The organism is Providencia sp. PROV272, assembly GCF_049901975.1.
Lineage (GTDB): Bacteria > Pseudomonadota > Gammaproteobacteria > Enterobacterales > Enterobacteriaceae > Providencia > Providencia stuartii.
The window spans coordinates 1583397-1609506 of record NZ_CP096291.1 but is presented as its reverse complement, the minus strand read 5'-3'; the positions used below and the strand labels follow the sequence as shown (position 1 = coordinate 1609506).

The following is a 26110-nucleotide window of genomic DNA, read 5'->3' as shown; positions in this document are numbered from 1 at the left end:
TGACTTTAAACTATTTAACCATCAATATGGACGATGTACCCTACTATTTGTCATTACATGACAAACCTATCATCTCAATACTGAAAAGGTCATTAGTCGCTCAATTAACTCACGACAAAAGTTTCTCTGAAAAATAGCATGATTCTGAAACGCTATATGTAATGACGCTCGCTGCTTAGGTTATTTAAGCTATTGGTCTAATGAGGGATACCCCACAGTGGGCCACTAACCCACTGCAGAAGCTTATTTGGTGTTTTTAATTGGGATTGAATCACGTAACCAACTGCCTAACTTACGTTGATAGAAAGGTTGAATATGTTCAGTAATAAAATGGCTAATACCCTTTTCTGCTTCATTAACTAAACAAAAATCAATGGACTCATTATCGTCTAAATATTCACACGCTAATGTTCCCGCTTGATGAATAATCTCATCGATATTCTCAGTTCCTGGCACAAACTCTAATGCCACCATTAAAATAGCTTCATCACCCTCTTGGTTTTCTTCTTGGGCAGATACTAAAAAGGCACGGCGTACCACCTTATGCTGTTTAAAACATTCAGTTAAGACCCCTACTAATGCTTCAGGCTCTTCTTCAAGTGCGCTTAATTTTAACGATGCCCCTTGAGGAATAACCAACTCAGTAAATTCGATATTGTTATCGTTGCTAAAAGGTTTATTCGATTCGGATTGCTGCGACATGCTTATGCCTCATAGAAAAATAATTAACCCTATAATAAAAAAACGGGCACGAAAAGTCGCCCCCTTCGTCCCCGCTAATGTTTATTAAGATAAAACTTTTTAGCCTGCTTTTTTCATCAGTAAGTTTGCTATCGTTCTTACACCAATTCCCGTTGCACCTTCAGCCCACAGGCTCACTGGTGATTTACGGTACGTTGCTGAACAATCAATATGCACCCAGTTTTGACGATAATTCTCAACAAAATGGGATAGGAATGCGGCTGCGGTACTTGCACCTGCTGTATGGGATGGTGCAGCAATGTTATTTAGGTCAGCAAACCCCGACGGCAATTGCTGGCGGTGGAATTCAGCCAGTGGTAAGCGCCAAAACAGTTCAAACTCTTCATTTGAAGCATCCATAAGCTCAGCAACCAGTTTATCATCAAAGCTAAGCACTGAATGATAGTCGTTGCCAACTGCGGTTTTTGCAGCCCCCGTTAAAGTTGCCGCATCAATAATCAGCGATGGCTGCTCTTTACTTGCATCAATCAAGCCATCAGCCAAAACTAAACGACCTTCTGCATCTGTGTTCATCACTTCAACAGACTTACCATTGCGGTAACGGATGATATCACCTAATTTAAAGGCATTGCTGCTAACCATATTGTCAGCCAAGCAAAGGAACAATTTAACGCGTTTTTTCAGACCACGATTAATAGCGAGTGCCAGAGAACCAACCAGCGTTGCTGCCCCACCCATATCTGCTTTCATTGAGTTCATGGATGATGAAGGTTTGATACTATAGCCACCTGAATCAAATGTGATCCCTTTCCCAACTAAGCAGGCAAAAACAGCCGCGTGGGGGTTGCCTGTAGGGTTGTAATCTAACGCTAATAAAGCAGGCGCACGGCTTGAACCACGACCTACCGTATGAATACCTGCATACCCTTGCTCAAGTAGATCATCACCTTTAATGATACGGTAACTGATATCTTCAGCATTAATATGACACAACAAATCAATCGCACGTTGCGCCAGTTGCTCTGGCCCTAACTCATCCGCTGGCGCATTGATCACATCGCGTACCCAATCAATTGTACGGATACGGTTTTCTAATTCTTGGCGATCCGCTTCTGGCAAAACTGGCCACTCTATTGTTCTTGCCCCTTTTGGTGCACGAAAACCTTGCCAAAATGCCCAACTTTTTTCTAGATCCCAACCTTCACCCGTTAAAGAAACATTACGAATACCTTGGCTATCCAATTTACGCCCTGCACTTTGTACCGCGCACAACTTACCCGGATGCTTTAAATGAATAGTTATTCCTTTATCGCCAGAACTCACTAACGCCCCTTCACCCCAACAAGGTGCCGCGGCTTCAAATGAAATCATTACTGGCATAATTTGTTTTGTCATCGTTTCTCCCACTTTATCTGTATCTGTTTTTTACAGGCAGCTCTTGTCTAAATCAGTCGCTGATAGAAGTAACTTAACCGATTAACGGCCAAATAGGTATCAAGATAGTGCTCATAAATAAAAACCGGACGAGTTGCCCGGTTTATCTATCAAATTTGAAAATTATTCGAACTCATCCAACCAAACCAATAAAATGGCTTCTAAGATTTTCTCGTTGGATTTTTGTGGATCATCGTCGAACTCTTCTAATTCACAAATCCATCGGTGCATATCCGTAAAGCGCACAGTTTTTGGATCCAAATCAGGATACGCATCGTACAGTGCTTCACCGATTTCTCGGCTATTCGACCATTTAAGGCTCATATTTGCTTCCCCACACAGCGGATTATATCAGTATTAATGCTCACGAGCGTGATTAATTGTATATTTTGGGATCTCAACAACCAAATCTTCGTCAGCGACCAAAGCTTGGCAGCTTAAGCGACTTTCTGGTTCTAATCCCCATGCCTTATCCAGCATGTCATCTTCTAATTCGCTGCTCTCTTCGAGAGAATCAAAGCCTTCGCGAACAATACAGTGACAAGTTGTACAAGCACATGATTTTTCACATGCATGTTCAAGTTCAATGCCAACTCGCAATGCTGCATTTAAAATTGACTCGCCCTGTTGTGCATCAACAACTGCACCTTCCGGACATAATTCTGTATGAGGTAGAAAAACTATTTTAGGCATAATTATATCTCATCCACAGATTGGCCTGATAGCGCTTGGCGAATAGAAGCATCCATTCGACGCGCCGCAAACCCCTGTGATTGCTTATCCAGTTGTTTAATGGCATTTTCAATAGCAGTAGGGTCTGTGCCTTCTACTGCTTCAATTAATATATTGACGGCATTATCAATCGCTGACTCTTCGTCGGGAGTCAATAGATTAGCATCTTGCTCTAATGCACTAGTCAAACTCTCAAGCACTCTTGCGGCTTCAACTTTTTGTTCCGCTAAACGGCGCGCATTTAAATCATCTTGCGCATTAGCCATTGAATCTTTAATCATGCTTGAAATTTCAGTATCAGTTAACCCATATGAGGGCTTCACCTGAATAGAAGCGGCTACTCCCGTCGATTTTTCCATTGCACTGACGCTTAACAAGCCATCCGCATCCACTTGGAAAGTGACACGAATATGAGCACCACCAGCAGCCATTGGCGGAATATCGCGTAATGAAAAACGTGCTAATGAACGGCAATCTGAAACCATTTCACGCTCACCTTGTACCACATGCACAGACATCGCTGTTTGCCCGTCTTTAAACGTCGTAAACTCTTGGGCACGTGCTACAGGTATCGTGGTATTACGAGGGATAATTTTTTCGACTAATCCCCCCATCGTTTCAAGACCTAACGACAATGGGATAACATCTAACAGCAACATGTCACTATCAGGCTTATTGCCCACTAAAATATCAGCTTGGATGGCAGCACCAATGGCTACTACTTTGTCAGGATCAATCGAAGTTAATGGTTGTTTACCAAAAAATTCACCAACCTTATTTCTGACTAAAGGCACGCGGGTAGAGCCACCAACCATCACCACATTTAACACGTCATCAGCATCTACTTGTGCATCTTTCAATGCACGACGGCAGGCCATTAATGTGCGTTTCACATGGTTTTGTATTAACTGTTCAAACACCTCACGCTGAATTTCTCCTTGCCATTGTGGCAATGAAATTTGTGCGGTTTCAGCCTCACTAAGTGCGATTTTCGCTTCGGTTGCAGCATTCAGTAATTGACGATTTAAATGGTGGTCACCTTGTGTCTGAATACCTGCTTGCTCGGCAATCCATTTGGCTAATGCTTGGTCAAAATCATCGCCGCCCAGTGCGGTATCGCCCCCTGTAGCAAGGACTTCAAACACGCCACGACTTAGGCGCAAAATAGAAACATCAAATGTTCCACCTCCTAAATCATAAACAGCGATGACCCCTTCTTGGCCTGAATCAAGACCATAGGCAATAGCCGCCGCTGTCGGTTCATTTAATAAACGGAGAACATGTAAACCGGCAAGGCGGGCTGCATCTTTTGTTCCTTGGCGTTGTGCGTCATCGAAATAAGCGGGTACGGTGATCACGACACCATCCATTTCTCCGCCTAATGTTTCTTCCGCTCTCTTTGCTAGCGTTTTTAAAATATCTGAAGAAACTTGGATCGGATCAACTTGCCCTGCTGCCGTTTGAATAAAAGGAAGCCCATTTTCACTAGCAGTGAAACGATAAGGTAGGTCGGGATAACGTTGTTGGATGTCAGCCAATGAACGCCCCATCATTCTTTTTACCGAAATAATGGTATTAACAGGGTCACGCTCTGCTAGCTGTTTTGCCACCCAGCCCACTTGTTTATTATCGGATTGATAATTGACGACCGATGGTAGTAAATAACGCCCATCATGATCAGGTAAAGCCGTTGCTTCACCGCTACGTACCGTGGCGACCAAAGAGTGAGTCGTACCAAGATCAATCCCCGCCGCCAATTTACGTTGATGTGGTGCGGCTGTCATGCCTGGTTCGCTGATTTGAAGTAAAGCCATAATCGTTTCTCTTAAAAATCATCCAGTAAACGTTCTTCGAGTTGTTCAGCTTGTTGCTGTAATTTATCGAGAAAACGCAATTTACGTACCGTATCTGCCGCCAATTCCCACTGTGCACTATCGAGTTGCTCAACCATCAATGCGGAACGTGTTTTTTGCATTTGTTTTACTTTCGTCATGAACGCTGTAAGCAAATCAGTCGCATTATTATGGTGCTCAATATTATCGAGCTCTTCTCGTAGCTCTAATTGCTCCATTAAGAATGCAGTGTCGTGCATAGTATGTTGTTCGTTATTAATATCAATCCCTTGTAGTAATAACATATATTCGGCACGTTTTAGTGGATGACGAAGAGCTTGGTAAGCCGCATTGATCGTTGCCGCTTGTTGAAGCGCTTGCATTTTTTCCTGTTCCGTACAGGCAGCAAAGCGATCTGGATGGTATTGGCGCTGTAGCGATTGAAAACGTTGCGTTAATTGTTCATTATCGATCGCATAGTTGGGCGTTAACCCAAAAAGAGTAAAATAATCCATAAGTACTTAGTTTCTCGAACTGACGCACTCATGCACTTCGTGTAGTTAGCTATCAAAACTCACTCACAATGTTAAATAATCAGCGCGAATATTCGCTTTCGATAGGTGTCAGGAGCCACGAAATGCATTAGTTAAAAATATTGCCTATAAAAAGACATTATACGTGAAAGCTTTCACCACAACCGCACTCACTGCTGACATTGGGGTTATTGAATTTAAAACCTTCATTTAAGCCTTCTTTGACAAAATCTAGCTCAGTACCGTCTAAGTAGACAATGCTTTTACCATCAACGATCACTTTGACACCTTTATCTTCAAAAACGGTATCTTCTTCATTGATAATATCTGCAAATTCGAGAATATAGGCCATGCCTGAGCAACCTGATGTTCTGACACCAAGGCGTAAACCTTCACCTTTACCACGGCTTGCGAGGAAAGCTTGAATACGTTGCGCAGCACTTTCTGTTAGAGAAATAGACATTGCGAACCTCACTATAGAAACAAACAAGGCAGATACTCACTAATTGGTAGCATCCGCCTTAAAAATTAATCAATTATACCGACCGATGTTTTCATCACACGGATTTTAGTTATTTATGTCCATGTGCCCATTAGCCGGAATTAAAGCCTTATTTGCCTTGGCGTTTGCTTTTATAATCCGCAATGGCTGCTTTAATTGCATCTTCAGCAAGAATCGAACAGTGAATTTTCACTGGTGGTAATTCTAGCTCTTCAGCGATAGCTGTATTTTTAATCGCTTCGGCTTCATCTAAGCTTTTACCTTTCATCCACTCAGTGACAAGTGAACTTGAAGCAATTGCTGAGCCACAGCCGTAAGTCTTGAAACGCGCATCTTCAATGATTCCATTATCATTTACTTTGATTTGCAGTTTCATCACATCACCACAAGCTGGCGCGCCAACCATCCCGCTACCTACGCTTGGGTCGTTATTGTCGAATGAACCCACATTACGTGGATTTTCATAATGATCGATGACTTTTTCACTATATGCCATTTTTAAACTCCTGAAACTGTCTGATTAATGGTGAGACCATTCGATGCTGTTAAGATCTACGCCGTCTTTGAACATTTCCCATAAAGGAGACAGTTCACGTAAGTGGCCAATTGCGCCATGAATCTGTTTGATTGCATAGTCAATTTCTTCTTCTGTTGTAAAGCGACCTAAAGAAAAACGAATAGAACTGTGAGCAAGTTCATCATTCATTCCAAGGGCACGTAGAACATAAGAAGGTTCTAGGCTTGCAGAAGTACATGCAGAGCCAGATGATACCGCTAAATCTTTAAGAGACATCATCAGCGATTCACCTTCAACATAGTTGAAGCTGACATTCAGAATGTGTGGAGCACCGTTCTCTAAATCACCATTGAGGTAAACTTCTTCAATATCTTTAATGCCATTCCAAAGACGCATGCGCAGTTTACGTAAGCGTGCTGACTCCTCAGCCATTTCTTCTTTTGCGATACGGTAAGCCTCACCCATCCCAACGATTTGAGGGACAGGTAATGTACCAGAACGCATACCACGCTCATGACCACCACCGTGTTGTTGAGCTTCAAGGCGAACACGTGGTTTACGACGCACATACAAAGCACCGATACCCATAGGGCCATACAGTTTATGTGCAGAGAATGACATCAAATCCACTTTCAGAGTGGACAGGTCGATAGGGAGTTTACCAACGCTTTGAGTGGCGTCGACATGGAAAATAATGTTGCGGCTACGGCACATTTCACCGATGGCTGCGATATCTTGAACGACACCAATTTCATTATTCACATGCATAATAGAAACAAGGATAGTATCGTCGCGTAAAGCAGCTTCTAAATCTTTCAGGTCAATCAAACCATTGCTTTGTGGTGCAAGGTAAGTCACTTCAAACCCTTCACGCTCAAGCTGGCGGCAGGTGTCTAAAACTGCTTTGTGCTCTGTTTTACAAGTGACAATGTGCTTGCCTTTCTTTTGATAGAAATTAGCGGCACCTTTGATAGCTAAGTTATCAGATTCTGTTGCACCTGAAGTAAAGACAATTTCGCGTGGATCGGCATTCACCAATTCTGCGATTTGATTACGTGCAATATCAACGGCCTCTTCTGCTTGCCACCCAAAACGGTGAGAGCGCGAAGCGGGGTTACCAAAAATGCCGTCCATTGTTAGACATTGCATCATTTTTTCAGCAACACGTGGGTCAACGGGTGTTGTTGCTGAATAATCAAGATAAATCGGTAATTTCATTGCTCACTTACTCCAAAAGACAAAATTGTCTTCATTTTCTAACGATACCTATGATGATCATTCATTCGAACCCCATCATTTTGTGTATCAACTGCAATTTATTAAAATATTATATAATTAAGCACGGACATTAATAATCGTTTCAGGTGAAAGACCACCTAATGTTGCCCGACGTTTTTCGTTATCTTGTCTATCGGCGACATCTATGACTTCTTGATTTTTAACTAATTCATCAAGGCTAATGCTGCTTAGGAAGCTTGTGATCCTATCGCTCAAATCACGCCACAGCGCATGCGTTAGACAACGGTCACCATTTTGACAACCTTCTTTGTTGCCTTGACAACGTGTCGCATCAACAGATTCATCAACCGCGGCAATTACTTGAGCAACAAAAATTTGATCAGCATCGCGGCCTAGCAAATAACCACCACCTGGGCCACGAACACTCGAAACAAGCTCGTTTTTGCGTAGACGAGCGAAAAGTTGCTCAAGATAAGAGAGGGAAATTCCCTGACGCTCAGAAATATCAGCTAAAGGTACAGGCCCTGTCTGAGAGTGTAATGCGACATCTAACATCGCCGTTACTGCATAACGCCCTTTGGAAGTGAGTCTCATAACATATACTCCGTGGTAAAATATTGCCCAATTGTGACATTCCCGACTAATTTAGTCAACTATTTACCTGACTAATTTACTCAAGTATTTTTCACGGAGTGATAACTCATTTTTTTGCCCATTTTTCCATTGAAGTCAGGATACCACGTAAAATATGTAGCTCCTGAGTTTCAATGTGTGCACGGGTGTATAAACGTCTCAATTTATTCATAATTAGGCCCGGATGCGCCTTACGAATAAACCCTGATTCATTCAACACACTTTCAAGATGCACATAAAAACGCTCAATATCTTCTACCGGCGGATATTCTACCTCATCCTCCTCCGAGTTCACTGCGTTTTTTTCCTCTAGGGCTAAATAGGCCATGCGAATTTCGTAACTGACCAACTGAACCGCCATCGCAAGGTTTAATGAACCATATTCAGGATTGGTAGGTATATAAAGATGGTACTGGCATTTTTGCAGCTCTTCATTGGTCAGCCCAATACGCTCACGGCCAAAAATTATGGCAACAGGCGCCGTTTTCGCTTGCATCACTGATTTTTCGCCACATTCACGCGGTGCAACCATCGGCCAAGAAAGTGTCCGGGAGCGCGCGCTCGTGCCAATGACTAATTTACACCCTTCTAGAGCTTCATCCAATGAATTGACTATCGTGGCATTGCCAATAACATCGCTGGCTCCTGCAGAAAGCGCAATCGCATGCGAGTCAGGCTGTACTTGTGGATTAACGAGATAAAGGTTGGATAAACCCATGGTTTTCATGGCTCTAGCAGTAGAGCCCATATTGCCAGTGTGTGAGGTCTCAACAAGGATAATGCGGATATTGTCTAACATGGTTTAGTCGTTTTTCTAAAAAATAATCGCAAGAGTCTAACACAAAATTGCTTATTGTGACGAACATCTATATAATCCGCCCACTCAAAGTTTTTCGTTCTTTAACATTCCAGTGGAAAAAGCCCATGCATCCGATGCTAAATATCGCCATACGTGCTGCGCGTAAGGCTGGCAACCACATAGCAAAAAGCTATGAAACGCCTGACAATGTTCAAATCACTCAAAAAGGCTCTAACGATTTCGTCACCAACGTTGACCGTGAAGCAGAACATTTAATTATCGAGGTCATCCGTAAATCTTATCCTGACCACACTATCATTACTGAAGAAAGTGGTGAGTTACTTGGTAAAGAAGATGATATTCAATGGGTAATCGATCCACTGGATGGCACCACTAACTTCACAAAACGTTTCCCTCACTTTGCTGTTTCTATCGCGGTTCGTATTAAAGGCCGTACAGAAGTCGCCGCTGTTTACGATCCTATGCGTAACGAGTTATTTACCGCTGTTCGTGGTCAAGGCGCACAATTAAATGGTTATCGCCTACGTGGTGCCGATGCTCGCGAACTCGATGGCGCGATCGTGGCAACCGGTTTCCCCTTTAAGCAAAAACAACACGCCGTTGTGTTCATGAACATCATGAGCAAAATGTTTGAGAGCTGTGCAGACTTCCGCCGTACAGGCTCAGCGGCTCTAGACTTGTGTTACGTCGCTGCGGGTCGTGTCGATGCTTACTATGAAATTGGTTTAAAACCATGGGATTTCTTAGGTGGTGAACTGATCATGCGTGAAGCTGGCGGTATTATGACGGATTTTGTTGGCAACCATAATTACTTAGCTTCAGGTAATATTGTTGCGGGTAGCCCACGCATTGTTAAAGAGATTTTATCTGTGATGCGTGAAGAATTATCCGAGTCACTGAAACGTTAATGATTTAATAAAGGTGTTGGGGCTTCCCCCAATGCCTTTAATTCTCCCCTCTCATATAACCCACCATAAGATAACTCAATTTGATAGAAAGCATTTTAGTGTCACGTTTTTTACTATCGATTACACCACCAAAATGCCTTCTTGTTAGTGATTTTGGATTGTTCATTCACTTCAGATATATATCTAACCCTGATATTTAGGAACAAACCCAAGTTAACCTTATGATTGTGCTACAACTTTCGGTCTAATAAACAAAGCAGGGATCGCCAATAGTGCCATTAAATAAAAGACTAAACCGTGATTGTCTGGCACACGCTCATAGATAGCCCCCACCACAACAGTGATGATAGCTAAACCGCCCCCTGTTGCTAATGCTGAATAAACACCTTGTAATGGAATAATTTCATTTTCTTTTCGAGCACTGATAAAACGCATTGCAGCGAGGTGGCATACGGTAAAGGTTCCGCTGTGCAATATCTGAACAACAATAAGGACTGGTAGTGAGGTAAATGCCCCCATTAGCCCCCAACGAATGATGCCGCTGATGGCAGATAACAAAAGTAGATTTCGTGAACTCCAACGACGAAATAGTTTGTTACTCAACATAAAAACCACAACTTCAGCGACAACGCCAAGTGCCCAGAGGCGACCTATAACGATGTCAGAATAGCCTGCTTCCTTCCAAAATAAAGAGGCATAGCCATAATATGCAGCATGTGCGCCTTGCAACAAGGTGACACAAATTAGGAACGTCACTACGTTTTTATCCGCAATGAGTTGTCTAAATGAGAGTTTATCTTCTCCTGCAACTTTAGGTATGCCTTTAGGCATAATTGCAGGCGTTAACATTGCCGTGAGTAATAAAGCTAAGCAGCTAATAATTAAAGCCACCATAATGGATTGATGACCTAATATATCGGCGAAATATCCCATCGCTATGGAGCCAATAATAAAAGCGACGGAGCCCCAAAGCCTAATTTTGCCATAATCAAAGGGAAACTGCTTTTGCCATGTTCCTGCCAGCGAGTCACCGAGTGGCACTAATGGCGCAAAAAATAAGTTAAACCCAGTCATGACAAAAAATAGCCATGCCCAATGGGAACCAAAGGAAAAGGCAACAGCAAAGAGTAGAGACAATCCTGCCAATATTCTTAATGCGTTAATGAGTTTGGATTGATCTTTAACCATCGGTGTAATAAACATTGCACCAAGGAAACGCGCAGCTAACCCAATCCCTAATAACACCCCGCTCATTTCAGCATCAATACCTTCACCTTGTAGCCAAATTGGCCAGAATGGTAGAAAAATACTGTAAGCGAAAAAATAGGTAAAATAATCAATCGCTAGCCAGCGAGTTGATGGAATTACCATCACTCCTCCTTGTTTTTCAATGCAAAAAACCCGCTTTTACCAAAGTGTAGAAGCGGGTTTTGAAACTAAATTAATTTTATTTTATGCGTAAACTGGGTATTTTGCGCAGATATTCAATACGTTTTGTTTGATACGTTCAATGGTCGCTTCATCATTGAGGTTATCCAGAACATCGCACATCCAACCAGCCAGTTCACGTGCATCGCCTTCATTAAAGCCACGACGTGTGATCGCTGGCGTACCAATGCGGATACCAGAGGTAACAAATGGACTTTTCGGGTCGTTAGGAACGCTGTTTTTATTCACCGTAATGTTTGCACGACCCAATGCAGCGTCAGCATCTTTACCTGTAATACCTTTATCAACCAGATCCACTAAGAACAGATGGTTCTCTGTGCCACCGGACACTACTTTATAACCGCGTTGTTGGAAAATTTCTACCATTGCTTTCGCATTTTTCGCAACTTGTTGTTGATAAACTTTAAATTCAGGTTCCATCGCTTCTTTCAATGCGACCGCTTTACCTGCAATAACATGCATTAACGGGCCACCTTGAGAGCCAGGGAAGACGGCTGAGTTCAGTTTTTTGTACAGTTCTTCGTCACCACCTTTCGCCAAAATCAGACCACCACGAGGGCCAGCTAATGTTTTATGGGTTGTTGTAGTAACAATATGTGCGTGTGGAACTGGGTTAGGATAGACGCCTGCTGCGATTAGACCCGCAACGTGAGCCATATCAACGAATAGATAAGCATTGATGCTATCTGCGATTTCACGCATTTTAGCCCAATCAACAATACCAGAATATGCAGAGAAACCACCGATGATCATTTTTGGCTTATGTTTCAATGCTTGTGCTTTGATATCTTCGTAGTCGATTTTTCCGCTTTCATCGATACCGTAAGGAACGATGTTATAAAGTTTGCCAGAGAAGTTGACTGGTGAACCATGGGTCAAGTGACCACCATGAGCAAGGTTCATACCCAATACGGTATCACCCGGTTGCAGCAACGCCATGTAAACAGCCGCATTAGCCTGTGAACCTGAATGAGGTTGTACGTTAGCATAATCAGCACCAAACAGCGCTTTTGCACGATCGATAGCTAATTGCTCGACAACGTCAACATACTCACAACCACCGTAATAGCGTTTGCCTGGGTAGCCTTCTGCATATTTATTCGTTAGCTGAGATCCCTGAGCTTGCATCACTCGTGGACTGGTATAGTTTTCTGAAGCAATTAACTCAATGTGTTCTTCTTGACGGACGACTTCTTGTTCCATTGCTTCCCACAGTTGTGGATCATAATCTGCAATATTCATTTCACGCTTTAACATTCGCTTCTCCTGCCTCAGCCATTCAATAAGTTGATAACAAAACTATCGCAATAGCACACAGTGTAAACTCTTTTTCTTCAGGGTGATAGCCCTAAAGAAAAAATATACGCAAACGTTTGCATAAATTTTCTCAGTCATAAAAGACTATCAAGCATACCAAGATAAAATCAGCCATATTCGCATTGCTAAAAGATTAAATCCTATTTATTGGGTGACTCTTTTATAAAGTTTCTATTTTTAAACTCTTTTTATAATAGACCTATTTACTTTGTGTGTTAAAAGTTATAAATTGCATTTAAAATACATGTTATGAAATTCATCATCGAATGAAATTATTTCAGGAGAGCCTGTATGCTAGACAGCCAAACTATCGCTATTGTTAAATCCACTATCCCAGCCATTGCTGCAACGGGTCCCAAACTAACTGCTCACTTCTACGACAGAATGTTCAAACAACATCCTGAGCTGAAAGATATTTTTAACATGACGCATCAAAGTAACGGCTCACAACGTGAAGCCTTATTTAATGCGGTTTGCGCGTATGCAACACATATTGAGACGCCCGAAGCATTGATTTCTGCTGTAGAAAAAATCGCACAAAAACATGCAAGCTTGAATATCAAACCTGAACACTACCCTATTGTCGGGGAAAATTTATTGGCTGCTATCGATGAGTTACTCAACCCAGGGCAAGAAGTGTTAGATGCTTGGGGTAAAGCTTATGGTGTCCTTGCTGATATTTTTATCAATCGTGAAGCAGAAATTTACCGCCAAAATGCAGATAAAACAGGGGGCTGGGAAGGTTTACGTGAGTTCCGTGTTGCGGCTAAACAGGCGCAAAGTGATGTGATCACAAGCTTTGAGTTTGTCCCTGTCGATGGTCAGCCTGTCGCAGATTATCGTCCAGGCCAATACATCACTATTTATATCAATGATGACAGCCTAACTAACCAAGAAATTCGCCAATATTCACTGACCACAGCACCAAATGGTCGTAGTTATCGTATTGCCGTTAAACGTGAAGATAATGGTGTTGTCTCCAATTATATTCACCAAAACTTAAATGAAGGTGATATTGTTCATTTAGCGCCACCATGCGGTGATTTCTTTATTGATATCGATAATAAAACCCCTGTCACTCTCATTTCAGCGGGTGTCGGTTTAACACCGATGCTGAGCATGCTCAATTCATTAACTCAGGAAGGCCATGAAGCACAAGTTAACTGGCTACATGCCGCCGAAAATGGTGCCGTTCATGCGTTCCATCATGAGGTAAATAAACACCTTGCTCACCATCCACATAGCCAATCCGCTGTTTGGTTTAATCAGCCACGTGCAGAAGATAAACAAGGATTTGATTATCAATTTAGTGGCTTAATGGATCTTTCGCAGGTTAAAGCGTGGTTAGGCGTTCCAAATATGCAGTTCTATTTCTGTGGTCCAGTTGGCTTTATGCAATACATCGCTAAACAACTGATTGAGATGGGCGTTTCAGCAGAGAATATTCATTATGAGTGCTTTGGCCCTCATAAAGTTCTACCTTTAAATTAATTTTAAATAACCTATTTAAATTTCGCGGTAACGGTTTTGCATACTAAACACTCTTTTAATCCCATTCCTGTGTTTATGCCGTTACCGCTTTTTATTAAATAATGACTAAGCTATTCCATGATGTTTGCCCCACGACCATTCCCTAAATAATGCGTAGTAAGTAGGGGTCGATGGCGCGGCTCCCTTGAAATGTGACTAGAGCCGCGAAAAAAGCATGGAAATTAAATCGCCTCTTCGTCCTGTTCACCAGTACGAATACGGATCACGCGAGCAACATCGTAGACAAAAATTTTGCCATCACCAATTTTGCCAGTTTGTGCCGTCTGCATAATAGTTTCTACGCAGCTTTCGACAATATCATCGGGCACAACAATTTCAATTTTGACTTTAGGCAGGAAGTCCACCATATATTCGGCGCCACGATAAAGCTCGGTATGACCTTTTTGACGACCAAAACCTTTGACTTCTGTTACCGTCATCCCAGTGATCCCCACTTCCGCTAACGCTTCTCGGACATCATCCAGCTTAAAAGGCTTAATAATTGCATCAATTTTTTTCATAAATAATTCCTGTTATGACCAGTTTTTACGGCCAAAACCTGACGTGATTGGATAACGACGATCTTTTCCGAAATTACGCACCGTAATACGTGGTCCAACTGGCGCTTGACGGCGTTTATATTCGTTAATATCGACAAGACGCACAACGCGATGAACCGTTGCTTCATCGAAGCCTTGCTCAATCAATTGTGCCACGGAATAATCTTTTTCCACATAAGCTTCAAGTAACGCATCTAAAATATCGTATGGCGGCAAGCTATCTTGATCGAGCTGCCCTGGTGCCAGCTCCGCCGATGGTGGCCTATCGATCACACGTTGCGGTATCGCAGGAGAGATCGTATTACGATATTTCGCTAACTCAAAAACCAATGTCTTTGGTACATCTTTTAAAACATCAAAACCGCCCGCCATATCACCATATAAGGTTGAATAGCCAACGGCAGATTCACTTTTATTACTGGTCGTTAAAACTAAACGACGGCGCTTATTGGACATCGCCATTAAAATAACAGCACGGCAACGCGCCTGTAAATTCTCTTCGGTAGTATCAACAGCAGTACCTTCAAACATTGGTTGAAGTTGTGACATAAAAGCATCAAACATAGGTTCGATTGAGACAATATCAAACTCAACGCCAAGCAATTCAGCCTGCTCTTTGGCATCATGGATACTCATTTCTGAGGTATAGCGGAATGGCATCATCACGGCCTGAACGCGTTCTTTGCCAATCGCATCCACCGCTATTGCCACTGTTAATCCCGAATCAATCCCACCGGATAAACCGAGTATAGCGCCATTAAAACCATTTTTATTGATATAATCGCGAGTTGCCATCACCAAGCCTTGATAAACCTGTGCAACTGGTGACAGTGCTGGTGCTAGCTTTTCCATCGGTACCGCGGATAACTCATTAAACTGGCAATTAACGATTTGCTCATCAAAATCAACCAGCTGATGTGTGATTTTACCGTCACTCGCCAGCACTTTAGAGCCACCATCAAAAATTAACTCATCCTGACCGCCCACTTGGTTCAAATAGATGATAGGTAATTGTGTACGCTGGCAATGCCTTACCAATAAATCACTCCGACTATGATCCTTGTTACGATCATATGGGGAGGCATTAATCGTCAACAATAGTTCGGCACCGGCTTGCTTAACGGCATCCACTGGCCCATCGAACCAAATATCTTCACAAATTAATAAGCCTATACGGTAACCTTTAAAGTCAACCACACCAGTTTTATCCCCCGCTGAGAAATAGCGAAGCTCATCAAAAACACCATAGTTTGGCAGCTCTTGTTTGAAATAGCGGGTGAGGAGTTTTCCTTGGTAGAAAAAAGAGAGGGCGTTATACATTTTCCCCGCTTCTGTCCACGGGTGACCAACAACAATCGCTGTTTCCGTGCTCGCATTTTGTAAGCGTTCTAATTGCACTAAACAACGTTGGGTAAAATCCGCACGGAATAAAAGATCTTCCGGTGGATACCCCGTGAGTGACAGCTCAGAGAACACAACAATGTCAGCGATATTCTTTTGTTCTTCAAAAACTTGCAACATGCGTTCACAGTTGCCTTCAATATCGCCAACTAACCAATTTAATTGAGCTAGTGAAATATTAAGCTTACGGCTCATAAGGTATTTCTTCTCCCGAGCATTGATATTGATACCTTAATTCACTCTTCACTAGCCATTACCACGGCAGCGATAAATTGAGTGACTTAAACACGATAAATTTAGATGATAAGGCCAATTATTCTTTAAAATCATTAGCCTCTAAATCATGACGTGCCAATAATTTATAAAATTCAGTACGATTTCTGCCTGCCATGCGAGCGGCTTGTGTCACATTCCCTTTTGTCATCTGTAATAGTTTACGTAGATAGTTAAGCTCAAATTGGTTACGTGCCTCAACAAACGTTGGAAGTGCCGTATTTTCACCTTGTAACGCTTGGCTAACCAGCGCTTCACTGATCACAGGTGTTGTAGTCAATGCGACGCATTGCTCAATGACGTTAACCAATTGACGTACGTTGCCCGGCCAACTGGCTGACATCAAACACTTCATAGCTTCTGTCGAGAAGCTACGAACAAACGGCTTATGCCTAGATGCCGATTCACGTAGTAAATGGTTAGCTAAAATAGGTATATCCTCCGCCCTCTCATTCAGGGCTGGGATGCGCAAATTCACCACATTCAGACGATAATAGAGGTCTTCACGAAACTCATTTTTTTCCATCGCCTTCGGTAAATTACGGTGTGTTGCAGAGATAATACGCACATCAATATCTAAATCACGATTACTGCCAAGAGGACGTACTTTGCGCTCTTGTAATACGCGTAATAATTTAACTTGCAGCGGCATTGGCATATCGCCGATTTCATCAAGAAATAGCGTTCCCCCATTTGCGGCAAAGAATAGCCCTTCTCGGCTACTCACAGCCCCTGTAAAGGCCCCTTTTGCATGGCCAAATAGCTCAGATTCAAGTAATTGTTCTGGTAATGCGCCGCAGTTAATCGCGATGAATGGCTTGCGTGCCCGTGGGCTTGCCTTATGGATTGCCTGTGCTAAGACCTCTTTACCTGTACCACTCTGCCCATTAATTAATACGCTCACATCCGATTGCGCGACCATATGGGCTTGTTCTAACAGTCGGATCATCAACGGGCTGCGGGTAACAATGCCTTCGCTCCACTCTTCATCACTGATTGGTGTTGAAGATAATGCCAATGCTTCATCAATGGCCTTGTAGAGCGCATCTTTATCAACAGGTTTGGTTAGGAAACTAAATACGCCGCGCTGTGTTGCTGCAACGGCGTCGGGAATTGAGCCATGGGCAGTGAGGATTATCACGGGTAAATTAGGGTGTTGCTTCTGGATCTCATCGAACAGAGCCATTCCATCCATTTCATCCATTCGCAAGTCACTAATCACCAACTCTATTTTTTCTTTTTGAAGCAATTTTAGCGCTTCTGGCCCACTTTCCACGGTGGTGACTTTAAAACCTTCACTGCTTAAGCGCATACCCAGTAATTTCAGCAGACTAGGATCATCATCCACCAGCAGAAGATTTGCTGATTTACGGTTGGTCATTGCGCTCATTCTCCGATGGGTTATTAGTTGAAGAGTTACCATCTTCAGCGACTGGTTTTTCCGTTTTAGCCGCTTCTTTTGGTTGCTTTTTATCTACCGCTTCAACCTCTTTTTCCGTTTCATTGGTAATTTGTTTGCGAGAGGAGAGTTGCCTCTCAATGTCAGTTAAATTTTCTAATTTACGTGAGGTTGTATTCAGTTCAAATACCAGTCTGGCATTTTCTTCTTTCATACGGTCAAGTTTATTGTCTGTATCTTGCTGTAGCCGCTTAAAACGAGAATTGGCTTCAGCAAGATTAATTGTTTGTACCTGTTGTTCACGCCAAAGTTGTAATAACGGGCGAATTGCCGTGGGGAAATTAAGGCTAAAAGTGTTCATACTGTCGACCATTTTGCGTCGTTCAGCAATTGTGGGTTCAGCCGCGCCCATTAAGATACTGTGCTGAAATGCGTCCGACCAATTTTCAATCTGTATCTGTGATGCCTGCTTGCGTGCTGTAGCAGGGTCGAGACGATCGGCACAGTCCATCATCCTCAACCAAAAAAGTGCATTTTCTCGCGCATTAGGCTGATAATTTTCCCAAACGCCCTCACATGCCGCATAACGGTAATCGGTCACTTTAACTTCAGGGACAACAACTTGAGCTAACGTATCTAAAGAAGATTGCCCATTTTGAGTCGTACACCCCGTTAAAATGAGTGACAACAATAACGCGCCTATATGCACCGCTTTTTGCTTTTGGATGAATGTAGAGTTTTTTTTCGTTAACCCGATATATCGCTTTGGTAACACCGCAAAGCGTAATGCAACCAAAACATCTGTAGACCTATTTGCCATTATTATTCATTCTCTGCAGTTAAAGGCAGTTCAATTCTAAAGCAGACATCTGCTAATTTATTGGGTACTAGTGAAAGTTCACCCCCCATTTGCTTAATGCAATCATGTGCAATACTTAGCCCCAATCCGCTGCCTTTGACAGCTCCTTTTCTCACAAGCGACCCTTGGTAAAAAGGTTCAAAAATCATACTTTGTTCTGACTCAGGAATTGGTGTGCCAGTATTAGCAACTTCAATAACAAGCTTATTATCTATTCTGCGGCTTGTGATCCAAATATTACCTGATTCACTGCCATAGTGCACCGCATTGGAGTAGATATTATCAATAACCCGTCCTAGTAGCGTTGGTTCAGCAAGGCAATGGTCAATACGTAGACGAATATCCGTTTGAATATTTTTCGCTCTCGCAGGTAAATTATGAGCCATAACAATGTCTTCAATCAATTTTTGCAAATCAACATGTTGTGCTTCTGGCGGGCTATCTGCTAATTTACGATTATAATCAAGAAGCTGCTCAATAAGTTGCTGAAGATGCTTACTGCTGTTATCAAGAATTTCTACAACCTCTTTTTGTGACTCGGTAAGCGGCCCCGCCACTTCATCGGCCAGTAATTCAGTGCCTTCACGCATACTTGCTAATGGTGTTTTCAGCTCATGGGAAATATGCCGCAAAAACTCATGGCGCTGCGATTCTAACCAAGCTAAGCGTTCACTTAACCAGATAATCCGCTGCGCTAACGAGCGTAGCTCTCGAGGCCCTTTAAATAATTTTAAATTATTTGTCAGCGTTCTGCCTGTGCCTAATCGGTTGATCATACGTTCGATGCCTTTCACTGGCCCGATAATCATTCGAGTAAACAAAGCAACTAAGAGCACACTCAATAAAAAGAGGATAAGGCTCTGCCAACCAAAAAGCTGTCCTTTATTGGCAATTGCTTTTTGTAATTGCTCCCCTCGACTAAATATTACGTCGCGGGTCTCTTGTATTAATGCATTATTCTGCTCTGAGAATTGGCTTAATGCTGCGGTGACTTCTTTAGGCGGTTCACTATTCTCACAAACTACCGTTTTTAATTCTTCCAACGCGCGAGTCAGTGCCGATGTATCTGCATTTTTAGGCAGTATCGTTTTTTGCCGCTCAAACATCTGCTGATAATCAGAAAACTGCTTGAGGTAGAGGGTATGTAATGAAGCATCTTTCAAAACACAGTATTGGCGATAGCTTCTTTCCATTTCTAAAGCTAGTCCACCCATCGCTTCACTTCGCCGGGTATCTAAAAGTGTTGTTTTATTGATTTGAGCAGCTTGATTACTTAATTGCTCCAAGCTTTGGTAAGCCTGATAAGCCAGAACCAATAGTGGCAATAGCACTAACCAAAATGCCATGACAACCAATTGGCGCAAGGAGCGCGGAAATAGACGCCATTTACTCAATGCATTCATCTCACACCTGTTAAACGAGGTTCCATGGTAACAGAACTGAATGAATTACGTGAACTTGATGATCACCACAGTTCGATTTTCCCTCTTATTTCATAAGAGTCACGCTAGTTACAGCAAGCAATGTGCCAATCTCATTGAGAATAAACAAGAAAAATTATGGGGGGATAAATACAGGAAGGCGGAATAAAGAGTTCAACTTTATTCCGCCAGCGATTTACTGATGTGATATATGATTATCTCTTTATAATCATATAGGTGGTGCCTCACTCCACGTGTCGCCCTGTGTTTGATAAGGCTCGAAAGCGAATATCTGTGCTGTTGGACGGTAGGCACCTTACTTTGGCATCATTCTTGCTTTATGTGGTATGTTCCCACCCTAATGTGGACCGACATAATAATGTTGAATGAGCAACTGAATATTATTATGCACACATCGTGCCAACTTTTCAATATATTTATTAATTAATTGAAAGATAAGCACTTTTATTTTTTCGGTTTCTTATTTCTTCTTTTTCACCTCTAAAATTTTTCTTTCTTTCCTCTATACTGTCTCCTTTTAAAGACACCCACCACAGCATAGAAAATTATTTTTATTTTTCAACAAATTAAATGTCTCCATTTGGAGACACCCAAATAAGGGGTTTGTCGCCAATTTTATACACCTCGAAAAAAAACCTCATCACCTGAATAAAAAAACCTCAGAATAATTAATAAAATTGATATTTATTGCGAGACCAACAGAAATCCAAATTAAAGCGAAAATAATAAACACTATGGCACCCCTAATTTTTATTGATAAAAATTAAGAGTACTTTCCAAGAAATAATTTTACTAATCTATACTTCACGACAATACTTAACTTTTACTTATTGATTTGATAATAAAGATTCGATGAGGAAATTTATGAATATGCAATCAAGTAACACAATAGAGCAGAACGATATGCAAGCCGCGTTGTATGTGCTTGAGCAAACTATTGGTTTTGTATTTCAAGCAGCACTACGCGCCGCGGTGCAGTTAAATATTGCGGATCATTTAATGCAGGAAGCAAAGACCGTTGAGCAACTGGCTGCTGAAATAAAGGCAGATGCGAGAGTCGTGAAAAAAATTCTTCGAGTACTCGCAACCCGTAAAATTTTTACTTGTTTAGATGGCACTCATTACGCATTAACGCCAGAAGCGACCTTTTTATGCACTGATCACCCCTACTCATTGCGCCCTGCTATTCTCTGGTTGACTGATAAAACCTTTTGGCTAACGAGCGCAGAGTTCACACAATCCGCTTATGGTAAGCGCGTATTTGAAGATTTATTCGGAAGTACATTCTTTGATTACTGGGAAAAGAATGCTGACCAACCAGAAGGCTTTGATGAAGGGCAAGCTTCTTTATCAAAAATTGAAAACGAATTTATCCTAAAAAATTATACTTTCCCAGAAAATATCATTGTTGCCGATATTGCTGGCGGCTTAGGCAACCTGCTACTTGAAGTATTGGCACGTAATCCGTCATTAAAGGGTATCCTATTTGATAGGAAACATGTGCTAGAAAAAAATATTCTACATCGGCTCAAAGATGATACCCGTTGGACATTACAACCCGGCTCTTTTTTTGAACAGTGTCCAGAAGCTGATATCTACCTATTGAAATACATAACTCATGATTGGAGTGATGATAAGCTTATTGAGATATTTAAAACCATCCGTCGCGCCATGAAACCAACCTCAAAATTACTAGTCATGGACGCGATTATCCCCGAAGATAATCGCCCCCATTTTGGAAAGGAATTAGAGCTTATATGCTTTAGTGTTATTCACGATAGTAACGAGCATACAGAAGCTGAATTTAACGCATTGTTCTCGCAAGCAGGTCTAAAAATCAACCGAATTATTCCAACAGAAAGCCATATTGCTATCATTGAAACCGTTCCTGTCTAATCGGCAACGACGAAAAAATAGCCCCGTATTACGGGGCTATCAGATTCAGGTTACTTAGCCTAATTGCTTACGCGCATTACGGAAAATACGCATCCATGGGCCATCTTCACCCCAATTTTCTGGGTGCCAAGAGTGACTTACAGTACGGAATACACGCTCAGGATGCGGCATCATAATTGTTGCGCGGCCATCCATTGATGTCACCGAAGTAATACCATTCACTGAGCCATTAGGGTTAGCAGGGTATTGCTCTGTGACCTGCCCATAGTTATTCACAAAGCGCAGTGCTACTAATGAATGATTTTCCAATTGCTGAATATGGGCAGGATTACGCGCCTCAACCAAACCTTCACCATGAGATACCGCAATCGGCATGCGTGAACCGACCATATCTTGAAGCAATAAAGAAGGGCTCTTAGCTACCTCGACCAAACTAAAGCGCGCTTCAAATCGTTCTGAGCGATTGCGTACAAAACGAGGCCACAGTTCTGCTCCTGGGATCAACTCATATAAATTGGACATCATTTGACAACCATTACACACGCCAAGGGATAATGTATCTTGACGAGCAAAGAAAGCAGCAAATTCATCACGTACTTGGTTATTAAACAGGATTGATTTTGCCCAACCTTCCCCAGCACCTAATACGTCACCGTATGAGAAGCCACCACATGCAACTAAGGTTTGGAAGCCTGCCAATGATAGATGCCCCGCGAGCAGATCACTCATATGGACATCAACCGCATCAAAACCAGCACGGTCAAAAGCAGCTGCCATTTCCACATGAGAGTTAACACCTTGTTCGCGCAACACCGCAACTTTAGGGCGTACACCAGACAGGATATAAGGTGCTGCGATATCCTCTGCAATATCGAAAGTAAGCTGAGTATTTAGACCAGGGTCTTGGCTATCCAACTTCGCTTTATGCTCTTCATCTGCACACGCCTCATTATCACGTAAGCGTTGCATCTGCCATGTTGTCTCAGCCCACCACTCACGTAATGTACTGCGAGATTCCTGATAAACAACAGTATCACGACTATTAATCACTAATGCATCTTCTTGGGTGACCGTACCTAGATAATGTAAACATTCACCTAAACCCGCTTCAGCAAAGCAATTTTCAACATATTGCTTATCTTGCTGTTTAATTTGGATAACGGCGCCCAACTCTTCATTAAACAGCGCGGCGAGAATATCTTCATCAAATTCGCTAATATCAACATTAATACCGCAATGGCCTGCAAATGCCATCTCAGCTAATGTTACGAACAGACCACCATCAGAGCGGTCATGGTATGCTAGCAGTTTTTGCTCTGACAATAAGCGTTGGATAGCGGCAAAGAAACCAGATAGTAATTTAGGGTCGCGCACATCCGGTGCTTTGTTACCTAACTGACGGTAAACTTGCGCAAGAGCCGAGCCGCCTAAAGCATTATGCCCTTGACCAAGGTCGATTAACATTAAGGCAGAGTCAACGTCCGTTTTTAATTCAGGTGTCACCGTCAAACGCACATCTTCAACACGACCGAATGCGCTAATAATCAGTGATAGTGGTGATGTCATTTCACGCTCTTCACCATTATCTTGCCAACGTGTTTTCATTGACATCGAATCTTTACCAACAGGGATAGTCAACCCTAAAGCAGGACACAGTTCTTCGCCTACCGCTTTCACAGCTTCATACAGACCTGCATCTTCCCCGGGATGCCCCGCCGCCGCCATCCAGTTAGCTGAAAGTTTTACTCGTTTTAGATCTTGCACATATGCGCTAGCAATATTAGTTAATGCTTCCCCTACCGCCATACGGGCAGAAGCGGCGAAGTCTAACAATGCAACAGGGGTTCTTTCACCAATTGACATAGCCTCGCCATAGTAGCTATCAAGACTCGCTGTTGTGACCGCGCAGTCCGCGACAGGGATCTGCCAAGGCCCAACCATCTGATCACGCGCAACCATACCAGTCACTGTACGGTCACCAATAGTAATTAAAAATGTTTTTTCCGCGACGGCTGGAAGATGCAACACGCGTTTTACTGCTTCATTTAAATGGATAGACGTTCTATCTAACGCCCCTGGTTGTGCCTTTAATGTATTCACATCACGCAACATTTTAGGGGTTTTACCTAACAGCACATCAAGAGGCATATCAATAGGTTGATTATTAAAATGCGCATCTTTTAAAACTAATTCACGCTGTTCGGTTGCTTCACCAATTACTGCAAAAGGAGCACGTTCACGCTCACAAATTACCGTAAATAGAGCCATTTGTTCTGGAGCAACGGCTAAGACGTAACGCTCTTGAGACTCATTACACCATACTTCTAATGGGCTCATTCCAGGCTCATCATTCAGAATTTTGCGCAGTTCAAAGCAACCACCACGGCCCCCATCACTCACTAATTCAGGCATGGCATTCGATAAGCCACCCGCTCCCACATCATGGATAAATAAAATGGGGTTGTTCTCACCCAACTGCCAACAATTATCAATAACCTCTTGGCAACGTCGCTCCATTTCTGGGTTATCACGCTGCACTGATGCAAAATCCAGATCAGCATCTGATTGACCAGAAGCCATAGAAGATGCGGCACCACCACCAAGACCGATATTCATTGATGGCCCACCAAGGACGATGAGTTTTGCTCCAACAGGGATCTCACCTTTTTGCACGTGATCCGCCCTGATATTGCCAATCCCTCCAGCTAACATAATAGGTTTATGATAGCCGCGTAGCTCTTCACCGTTATGGCTGTTAACCTTTTCTTCATAGGTACGGAAGTAACCTAATAGTGCTGGGCGACCAAATTCGTTATTAAACGCCGCGCCACCTAATGGCCCTTCTAGCATAATATCGAGAGCGGTAACGATACGTTCCGGTTTGCCGAAATCTTCTTCCCATGGCTGCTCAAACCCAGGGATACGTAAATTCGATACTGAGAAACCAACTAAACCTGCTTTCGGTTTGGCACCGCGCCCTGTCGCCCCTTCATCACGAATTTCACCGCCCGAGCCCGTTGCTGCCCCCGGCCATGGAGAGATCGCTGTAGGGTGGTTATGTGTTTCGACTTTCATCAAAATATGAGCATCTTCTTGATGATAACGATAAGTACGGCTATCTGATTCTGGGAAGAAACGCCCCACGGAAGATCCTTCCATCACTGCCGCATTATCTTTATAAGCAGATAACACATAGTCTGGCGTCGTTTCAAAGGTGTTTTTAATCATTTTAAACAGCGATTTAGGCTGCTTTTCACCATCAATGATCCAATCTGCATTAAAAATTTTATGGCGGCAGTGTTCTGAGTTTGCCTGTGCAAACATATACAGTTCAACATCCGTTGGGTTGCGTTTTAACTCAGTGAATGCATTTAGAAGGTAATCAATTTCATCATCAGCAAGTGCTAACCCCATTTCTACGTTAGCTTTTTCGAGGGCAGTTCGACCATGACGACTGATATCAATAACTTTCATTGGTGCGGGTTGATGATGAACAAACAGTGCCTCAGCTTGCTCAAAAGAGCCAAAAACACTCTCCATCATGCGGTCATGTAGTAGCGCTGCAACGTCTAGCCACTGTGCTTGTGATAATGAATCGGCTTGCACATAATAAGCAATACCACGTTCAATTCTTTCGACCTGAGATAAACCACAATTGTGAGCAATATCTGTCGCTTTAGATGACCAAGGAGAAATTGTTCCTGGGCGTGGTGTCACTAATATGAGTTTACCAAAAGGCTCGTGCTCCGCGAGAGAAGGACCGTATTTCAGCAAACTACGCAGTTTGCCTTGCTCGCTTTCACTTAAAGGCGCTGATAGTTCAGCAAAGTGCATATATTCAGCATAAATATCCGTAACAGGAAGCTGTTTTTCAGCAAACAACGCCAACAGGCGAGCAATACGAAATGCTGATAGAGCAGGTGAACCACGCAAAATTTCCATAGTCTTAAATTCTCTCATTTAAACGCCAGCCCTGATCATAAAAGCAGGGGAACCGGAACACATTATAGAGCAATGCGAATCAATACGAAACCGTTTGCGTGACTAAAAATAAAGCAAACCGTTAAAAATTATTAGGAACGAAATAGCACAATATTGGTTGCACGGATCATAATTGTTGAGCAAAATGTCC

22 protein-coding genes are annotated in these 26110 nt (G+C 42.6%); 3 read left to right on the top strand and 19 right to left on the bottom strand.

The features are described from left to right. Positions 1 to 243 precede the first annotated feature (243 nt). From M1E93_RS07190 to trmJ, 11 genes are all read right to left on the bottom strand, one after another. Positions 244 to 702 carry an enhanced serine sensitivity protein SseB C-terminal domain-containing protein gene (locus tag M1E93_RS07190; protein ID WP_004921371.1) on the bottom strand — a complete coding sequence of 153 codons (459 nt, stop codon included), beginning with the start codon at positions 700 to 702 and terminating at the stop codon, positions 244 to 246. A gap of 99 nt (positions 703 to 801) precedes the next feature. Beyond that, positions 802 to 2097, bottom strand: a complete 1296-nt coding sequence (pepB, locus tag M1E93_RS07185) for an aminopeptidase PepB (protein ID WP_004921373.1) — start codon at positions 2095 to 2097, stop codon at positions 802 to 804. Positions 2098 to 2259: 162 nt separating this feature from the next. Then, positions 2260 to 2460, bottom strand: a complete 201-nt coding sequence (gene iscX, locus M1E93_RS07180) for a Fe-S cluster assembly protein IscX (protein ID WP_053110534.1) — start codon at positions 2458 to 2460, stop codon at positions 2260 to 2262. A 33-nt stretch (positions 2461 to 2493) separates the two neighbouring features. Next, positions 2494 to 2829: an ISC system 2Fe-2S type ferredoxin gene (gene fdx, locus M1E93_RS07175; protein WP_004921377.1), complete on the bottom strand. Its 336-nt coding sequence runs from the start codon at positions 2827 to 2829 to the stop codon at positions 2494 to 2496. A gap of 2 nt (positions 2830 to 2831) precedes the next feature. Further along, positions 2832 to 4682, bottom strand: a complete 1851-nt coding sequence (hscA, locus tag M1E93_RS07170) for a Fe-S protein assembly chaperone HscA (RefSeq protein WP_088499172.1) — start codon at positions 4680 to 4682, stop codon at positions 2832 to 2834. A gap of 11 nt (positions 4683 to 4693) precedes the next feature. Continuing rightward, a complete protein-coding gene (hscB, locus tag M1E93_RS07165) occupies positions 4694 to 5215 on the bottom strand; it encodes a co-chaperone HscB (RefSeq protein WP_004921381.1) in 522 nt (173 codons plus the stop codon). Positions 5216 to 5372: 157 nt separating this feature from the next. After that, positions 5373 to 5696: an iron-sulfur cluster assembly protein IscA gene (gene iscA / locus M1E93_RS07160; protein WP_004921385.1), complete on the bottom strand. Its 324-nt coding sequence runs from the start codon at positions 5694 to 5696 to the stop codon at positions 5373 to 5375. 148 nt (positions 5697 to 5844) lie between these two features. Beyond that, on the bottom strand, positions 5845 to 6231 hold the full coding sequence (gene iscU / locus M1E93_RS07155; RefSeq protein WP_004921389.1) for a Fe-S cluster assembly scaffold IscU: 387 nt from the start codon (positions 6229 to 6231) through the stop codon (positions 5845 to 5847). Between the two features lie 24 nt (positions 6232 to 6255). After that, on the bottom strand, positions 6256 to 7470 hold the full coding sequence (locus M1E93_RS07150) for an IscS subfamily cysteine desulfurase (protein WP_426207232.1): 1215 nt from the start codon (positions 7468 to 7470) through the stop codon (positions 6256 to 6258). 117 nt (positions 7471 to 7587) lie between these two features. Next, positions 7588 to 8085 carry a Fe-S cluster assembly transcriptional regulator IscR gene (gene iscR, locus M1E93_RS07145; RefSeq protein WP_004921396.1) on the bottom strand — a complete coding sequence of 166 codons (498 nt, stop codon included), beginning with the start codon at positions 8083 to 8085 and terminating at the stop codon, positions 7588 to 7590. 106 nt (positions 8086 to 8191) lie between these two features. Then, positions 8192 to 8923 (bottom strand): tRNA (cytosine(32)/uridine(32)-2'-O)-methyltransferase TrmJ, encoded by a 732-nt coding sequence (gene trmJ, locus M1E93_RS07140; RefSeq protein WP_004921401.1) that lies wholly within the window; start codon positions 8921 to 8923, stop codon positions 8192 to 8194. Positions 8924 to 9048: 125 nt separating this feature from the next. Here trmJ and suhB point away from each other — a divergent pair, with 125 nt between their 5' ends. Next, positions 9049 to 9852, top strand: coding sequence for an inositol-1-monophosphatase (suhB, locus tag M1E93_RS07135; RefSeq protein ID WP_004921404.1), 804 nt, complete (start codon positions 9049 to 9051; stop codon positions 9850 to 9852). 219 nt (positions 9853 to 10071) lie between these two features. On the opposite strand, the gene M1E93_RS07130 is transcribed toward suhB, so the two are convergent. Both M1E93_RS07130 and glyA read right to left on the bottom strand, forming a co-directional pair. Then, entirely contained in the window at positions 10072 to 11223 is a 1152-nt protein-coding gene (locus M1E93_RS07130; RefSeq protein WP_004921405.1) for a 3-phenylpropionate MFS transporter, read from the bottom strand. 81 nt (positions 11224 to 11304) lie between these two features. Then, positions 11305 to 12558, bottom strand: a complete 1254-nt coding sequence (gene glyA, locus M1E93_RS07125) for a serine hydroxymethyltransferase (RefSeq protein WP_004921412.1) — start codon at positions 12556 to 12558, stop codon at positions 11305 to 11307. A 351-nt stretch (positions 12559 to 12909) separates the two neighbouring features. Here glyA and hmpA point away from each other — a divergent pair, with 351 nt between their 5' ends. Continuing rightward, the gene (gene hmpA, locus M1E93_RS07120) at positions 12910 to 14109 is read left to right on the top strand and encodes an NO-inducible flavohemoprotein (protein ID WP_072502416.1); all 1200 of its coding nucleotides are present in this window, start codon (positions 12910 to 12912) and stop codon (positions 14107 to 14109) included. A 221-nt stretch (positions 14110 to 14330) separates the two neighbouring features. Here hmpA and glnB read toward each other — a convergent pair whose 3' ends face one another. The 5 genes from glnB to M1E93_RS07095 all read right to left on the bottom strand — a co-directional run bounded on the left by glnB (position 14331) and on the right by M1E93_RS07095 (position 20043). Then, on the bottom strand, positions 14331 to 14669 hold the full coding sequence (glnB, locus tag M1E93_RS07115) for a nitrogen regulatory protein P-II (protein ID WP_004921424.1): 339 nt from the start codon (positions 14667 to 14669) through the stop codon (positions 14331 to 14333). Between the two features lie 12 nt (positions 14670 to 14681). Then, positions 14682 to 16304 carry an NAD+ synthase gene (locus M1E93_RS07110; RefSeq protein WP_014656326.1) on the bottom strand — a complete coding sequence of 541 codons (1623 nt, stop codon included), beginning with the start codon at positions 16302 to 16304 and terminating at the stop codon, positions 14682 to 14684. Between the two features lie 118 nt (positions 16305 to 16422). After that, a complete protein-coding gene (gene glrR, locus M1E93_RS07105) occupies positions 16423 to 17763 on the bottom strand; it encodes a two-component system response regulator GlrR (protein WP_426207231.1) in 1341 nt (446 codons plus the stop codon). Continuing rightward, on the bottom strand, positions 17750 to 18601 hold the full coding sequence (gene qseG, locus M1E93_RS07100) for a two-component system QseEF-associated lipoprotein QseG (protein ID WP_004921434.1): 852 nt from the start codon (positions 18599 to 18601) through the stop codon (positions 17750 to 17752). The genes glrR and qseG overlap by 14 nt, the downstream gene beginning before the upstream one ends. Before the next feature lie 2 nt (positions 18602 to 18603). Beyond that, complete coding sequence (locus M1E93_RS07095) at positions 18604 to 20043, bottom strand: sensor histidine kinase (protein WP_014656328.1); 1440 nt, start codon at positions 20041 to 20043, stop codon at positions 18604 to 18606. A gap of 903 nt (positions 20044 to 20946) precedes the next feature. Between M1E93_RS07095 and M1E93_RS07090 the strand changes: the two genes are divergently transcribed. Further along, entirely contained in the window at positions 20947 to 21978 is a 1032-nt protein-coding gene (locus M1E93_RS07090; protein ID WP_052038375.1) for a methyltransferase, read from the top strand. A gap of 54 nt (positions 21979 to 22032) precedes the next feature. Here M1E93_RS07090 and purL read toward each other — a convergent pair whose 3' ends face one another. After that, complete coding sequence (gene purL / locus M1E93_RS07085; RefSeq protein WP_426207282.1) at positions 22033 to 25920, bottom strand: phosphoribosylformylglycinamidine synthase; 3888 nt, start codon at positions 25918 to 25920, stop codon at positions 22033 to 22035. Positions 25921 to 26110: the final 190 nt, after the last annotated feature.

Coding starts and splice junctions, on each gene's coding strand:
- M1E93_RS07110 (WP_014656326.1), bottom strand. CDS start 16,304: ATGAGCCGTAAGCTTAATATTTCACTAGCTCAATTAAATTGGTTAGTT.
- pepB (WP_004921373.1), bottom strand. CDS start 2,097: ATGACAAAACAAATTATGCCAGTAATGATTTCATTTGAAGCCGCGGCA.
- purL (WP_426207282.1), bottom strand. CDS start 25,920: ATGGAAATTTTGCGTGGTTCACCTGCTCTATCAGCATTTCGTATTGCT.
- glrR (WP_426207231.1), bottom strand. CDS start 17,763: ATGACCAACCGTAAATCAGCAAATCTTCTGCTGGTGGATGATGATCCT.
- M1E93_RS07090 (WP_052038375.1), top strand. CDS start 20,947: ATGAATATGCAATCAAGTAACACAATAGAGCAGAACGATATGCAAGCC.
- glnB (WP_004921424.1), bottom strand. CDS start 14,669: ATGAAAAAAATTGATGCAATTATTAAGCCTTTTAAGCTGGATGATGTC.
- iscR (WP_004921396.1), bottom strand. CDS start 8,085: ATGAGACTCACTTCCAAAGGGCGTTATGCAGTAACGGCGATGTTAGAT.
- trmJ (WP_004921401.1), bottom strand. CDS start 8,923: ATGTTAGACAATATCCGCATTATCCTTGTTGAGACCTCACACACTGGC.
- hscA (WP_088499172.1), bottom strand. CDS start 4,682: ATGGCTTTACTTCAAATCAGCGAACCAGGCATGACAGCCGCACCACAT.
- iscU (WP_004921389.1), bottom strand. CDS start 6,231: ATGGCATATAGTGAAAAAGTCATCGATCATTATGAAAATCCACGTAAT.
- qseG (WP_004921434.1), bottom strand. CDS start 18,601: ATGGCAAATAGGTCTACAGATGTTTTGGTTGCATTACGCTTTGCGGTG.
- hscB (WP_004921381.1), bottom strand. CDS start 5,215: ATGGATTATTTTACTCTTTTTGGGTTAACGCCCAACTATGCGATCGAT.
- iscA (WP_004921385.1), bottom strand. CDS start 5,696: ATGTCTATTTCTCTAACAGAAAGTGCTGCGCAACGTATTCAAGCTTTC.
- M1E93_RS07190 (WP_004921371.1), bottom strand. CDS start 702: ATGTCGCAGCAATCCGAATCGAATAAACCTTTTAGCAACGATAACAAT.
- M1E93_RS07130 (WP_004921405.1), bottom strand. CDS start 11,223: ATGGTAATTCCATCAACTCGCTGGCTAGCGATTGATTATTTTACCTAT.
- glyA (WP_004921412.1), bottom strand. CDS start 12,558: ATGTTAAAGCGTGAAATGAATATTGCAGATTATGATCCACAACTGTGG.
- M1E93_RS07095 (WP_014656328.1), bottom strand. CDS start 20,043: ATGAATGCATTGAGTAAATGGCGTCTATTTCCGCGCTCCTTGCGCCAA.
- suhB (WP_004921404.1), top strand. CDS start 9,049: ATGCATCCGATGCTAAATATCGCCATACGTGCTGCGCGTAAGGCTGGC.
- iscX (WP_053110534.1), bottom strand. CDS start 2,460: ATGAGCCTTAAATGGTCGAATAGCCGAGAAATCGGTGAAGCACTGTAC.
- fdx (WP_004921377.1), bottom strand. CDS start 2,829: ATGCCTAAAATAGTTTTTCTACCTCATACAGAATTATGTCCGGAAGGT.
- hmpA (WP_072502416.1), top strand. CDS start 12,910: ATGCTAGACAGCCAAACTATCGCTATTGTTAAATCCACTATCCCAGCC.
- M1E93_RS07150 (WP_426207232.1), bottom strand. CDS start 7,470: ATGAAATTACCGATTTATCTTGATTATTCAGCAACAACACCCGTTGAC.